The organism is Streptomyces sp. NPDC056503, from assembly GCF_042794995.1.
GTDB lineage: Bacteria > Actinomycetota > Actinomycetes > Streptomycetales > Streptomycetaceae > Streptomyces.
Genome location: NZ_JBHTST010000254.1, coordinates 1 through 3899, shown reverse-complemented (window position 1 = coordinate 3899; position 3899 = coordinate 1). Strand labels below are relative to the sequence as shown.

Sequence of the window (3899 nt, the reverse complement as noted above, 5' to 3'; positions counted from 1 at the left end):
CCGACCTCCTCCACCTCCATCCCGACGGCCCGCGGATCCACCTCAACCGGTCCGGCAACGACTTCGCCCCGCCCGTGCCGCTGCCGACCCTGCCGCCGGCCATGGACTAAATGGGGTGGGCCGTGACCAGCATGCCCGTCTCGGAGTCGAGGAGGACCTTGATCGCCGTGGCTTCTCGGTAGCCCTGCTTCGCACCCATCTTGCCGACCTTCTTGTAGAACTCGAGCTCGTAGACGTCGCCGGGCTCTACGACACCGTCCCGGATGTTCGGCAGGGGTCCTCTGCCCTCGTTGACGGTGCGCTGGATCGCCTTCATGAGTCCCTCGTCGCCCTTGACGATCTTTCCTTCGAAGACGCCCTTGATCGCCGTGTTCTCGGACCCTCCGGAGCGGTGCGCGTTCTTCACATGCTGGAACCCGTCATACGCGTCGGTCTTGAACAGGACCTTGGGCCGGCCGGCCTTGGCCGTGAAGGCGAGGACCTCGACGTTGTTGAAGAGCTTGCCGAGGTCGTCGCCCTTCGTGCCGAGTCTGGCGGCGACCGTGCCGAGCTTGCCGACGGGGATCGGCACGATGGCGGCGGCGGCCCACGCACACGACTCGAAGGTCTTGCTCTCCGCGCACTCCTTGAGGTCGTCGAGCCCGACGACCGCACTGAAGAACGGGTAGAGCGGCTCCAGCGTGTGAGTGAGGGTCTCGCCGTCGTCGACGAAGCAGGCCGTGCCGTAGCGGTCGCCCGCCATCGGGCAGATGAGTTTGCCCTTGGCCGTCTTCTCCTGGCGGAGCCTCTCCTCCTCCTCGGCCTGGCGCTGGATGCCCTCCTGCCGGTACTTCTCCACGAAGCTGCCGAAGGCGTGCCACTTCGCCTGCTCGGCGGCGTCCGCGTCCTTGCCCGCCGCGATCGCGGCCTGACGGGCGTCGTCGGCGGCCTGATGGGCCATGGCGGCTGAGCCCCGGGCCAGGTCGTACGACAGAGCGGCACGGCGCGCGGAGTCCTCCGCGGCCGCCGCGTCGCGAGCCGCGGACGCGGCCGCGGATCTCGCGGTGCTGGCCGAAGCGGCCGCCTGATCGGCGGAACGCTGGGCGGCGGTCGCGGACTTCTTCGCGTCCTCCGCGTAGCCCGCCGCGGTCTGCGCGGAGGCCTCGGCGCTGGCCGCGGCCAGTCGGGCCTCGCCTTCCTGCGCGCTCGCGGTGGCCGCGTAGGCGGCCGCCTTCCAGGAGTTCTGCCGGGCGAGTGCCGCCACCGACGAGGCCTCGGAGATCAGGCCGGCGATCTGGTGGCGGTGCGCGGCGGTCTGCTCGTCCTTGACCTGAGCCCGGTGGCGGCCGGACCGCATGAAGTCGTGCAGGAGCGCGGGAGGCCCGGCGAGCGCGATCCGCGCGGCGGACCTGACCTCGTCACCGGTCTCCGGGGTGCTGAGCAGACTGAGGGCGAAGGCGCGTTCGTCCGTGTGCCGCGCCTCGTACTGTCCGCGCTTGAGGAAGGCGTTCAGGGCGTCCGGAGTATCGGTTTCGAGCGCCTTGCGGCCGAGTTCCTGTACGGACTTGTCACCGGCGGACACCAGCGCAAGTACCTGGATCCGGTTCTCGGTGCGCCCTGCCGTGTGGCGGCCCGTGGAGAGGAACTCCCGTATCCGCTCCGGGGACTGCTGCTCCAGGGCTGCCGCAGCGGCCGTCCGCACCTGGCCGGGCTGCTCCTCCGAGTCGGCGATCCGCTCGACCTGGGCACGGTCGTCGTCCTCGGCGGCTCGCTTCCAGTCGGTGAGGAGATACTCCCGGACCCCGGCGTCGTCCGCGGCGAGGGCCGCCAGGGCGGCCTCCTTCGACCACGGCCCGCGGTTCTTGGCGGCCGCGAGCGCCACCCTTCGGCCCTGGGCCGCCAGGCTCCCGGTGCCGAGGGAGGGATCTGCGGCCTCCCGGCCCAGGCGGGCCGCCTCCTCGTCGAGGGCACGGTAGTCCTCGATCGCCCGGTACGCCTGGTCCTGCAGCAGGTCGGTCGCGAGCTTCGCGTCGGTGGCCTTCTCGATGCCGCCCGCGGTGCGGGCGGCGAGCTCCTCAGCCTCGGCGTCCAGGACCAGCTGGTGCGCGTCCTTGGCCTGGGTGACGGCCTTCTCCGCCTCTCCTGCCGCGACATCGGCCTCCGCCGCGTGCTGACGGGCCTCGGAAGCCGCCTGGCTCGCCTGCCCGGCGAAGTCGGCCGCGCGCCGGGCTTCCACGGCGGCCTTGCGGGCGTGGCCCGCCGCCGACCGCGCCGCCTTGGCGGCGCTGGTCGCCGCGATGCGGGCCTTGGCCGCCAGAGCGGACGCGGCCTGGGCCGCGCGAGTGGCCTCGGCCGCGTGACGGCGGGCCTGGTCGGCGGCGGCGCGTGCGTCCCGGGAGCCGACGCCGGCCTCCGCCGCGTACCTGTCGGCCTCCGTCGCGGCCTTTGCCGCCTCGGTGGCGTCACCGGCCGCGCCCTTGGCCGCGGTCGCCGCGTTCTCCGAGGAGTTCGCGGCGGCGATGGCCCGGTCGAGGGAGTTCGCCGAGTCCTCCGCGGCCGCGGCCGCGGCATCGGCCTGGTCGGCCAGCTTGCGCGCGTCGGAGGCCTTGTCCGCGTTGCCCCACGCGTCGAACGCCGCGTTGTGCGCCCGGTTGGCCGCGTTCGACGCGCCGATGGCCGCGGCAGACGCCTGGGACGCCGCGGCGGCGGCGACGCGCGCCGCCTGACTGGCCGCCCGTGCGGCACTGATGGCCTGCTGGGCCGCGACCGCGGCACGGCGGGCCGCGTCCGCGGCCACCGCCGCCGACGCCGCGGCCTGGACCGCGTCCTCGCGCGCCAGCCGAGTCTCCTCGGCGGCCGTCAGAGCGGCGGCCTTCGCTTCCGCCGCCGCCTTCACAGCCCTCTCGGAGCTGCTTTCCGCCAGCTTCGTCGAACGCTCCGCCTGCGCACCCGCGGCCTTCGCCTGCTCGGCGAGCTGAGCGACGGTGGCGTGCTCCTGGTCACGGCTGCGCGCGATGTACTGACCGGAGCCGACGAACTCCTGGAGCTCGGCCGGATCACCCTTGAGAGCCGTCTTCGCCGCTGCCTGCATCGCGGGGCCACCGATGCTCAGCAGCGCCATGGCCGTGACACGGTTGTCGGTGTTCCGGACGTGATGCTGACCGGATTCCAGGAACGCCCGAACGTCCTCGGGGGAGCCCTCGAGGGCCTTCTTCCCCGCGGCCTGAACTCCCGGACCGCCCGTGCTCATGGCGGCGAGCACCTCGACGCGGCGGTCCTGCGCCAGAGGCGCCTGCCAGCCCTTCTGCAGAAACGTGGCCACGGCCTGGGGATCAGGGGATTGCAGGGCGGTGCGAGCGGCCGTCTGAACGGCGATCCCGCCCACACTCACCATCGCGTACACGTTCACCCGGTCGTCCGCCCGGCGCATCACCGGCTCGGCGGCGAGGAACCGGTCGACGTCGGCGTCCGTCCCGGTCAGCGCGGCCTCGGCCGCGGCCTTGACGCCCGGCCCACCCGCCGTCCACAGTTCCACGACGCGCCCGCGGGCGGTGATGGGGGGCGGCTCCTCCTCGTCCGTCGCCGTCGCCGGTGCGGAACCGAGCGTCCCCACGAGGAGAACGGCTGACAACACGGTCGCGGCGACCACGCGCAGCCGGCGTCCGGCCGGCCCGCGAGGTGGTGTCGCGCCCAGAAGGCGCGCTCTGCTTTTCACTCGGTTTTCCCTGTTTCGCAATCGATGGGGCGACAGGACCGCCAGAGGGGGCGGCCGCGCGGCGTCCAGGCAGGCCGCTGGTACGGAGGCCTGTGGTCCGCCGGTGGCGCCACTCCTGGTGGCGGGCCCGGCGCCGGAGGTCTGTGCGTCCGCTCCCGCGAGGCACGGATCGGCCACGCCCGAGCGGACGACGACGGGCGTCCCC

Annotated in this window: 1 protein-coding gene; it reads right to left on the bottom strand. The window is 73.5% G+C overall.

From position 1 onward, the window contains the following. Positions 1-106: 106 nt before the first annotated feature. Positions 107-3613, bottom strand: a complete 3507-nt coding sequence (locus ACFQ8C_RS36730; RefSeq protein ID WP_383466267.1) for an ALF repeat-containing protein — start codon at positions 3611-3613, stop codon at positions 107-109. Between the last annotated feature and the right edge of the window lie 286 nt (positions 3614-3899).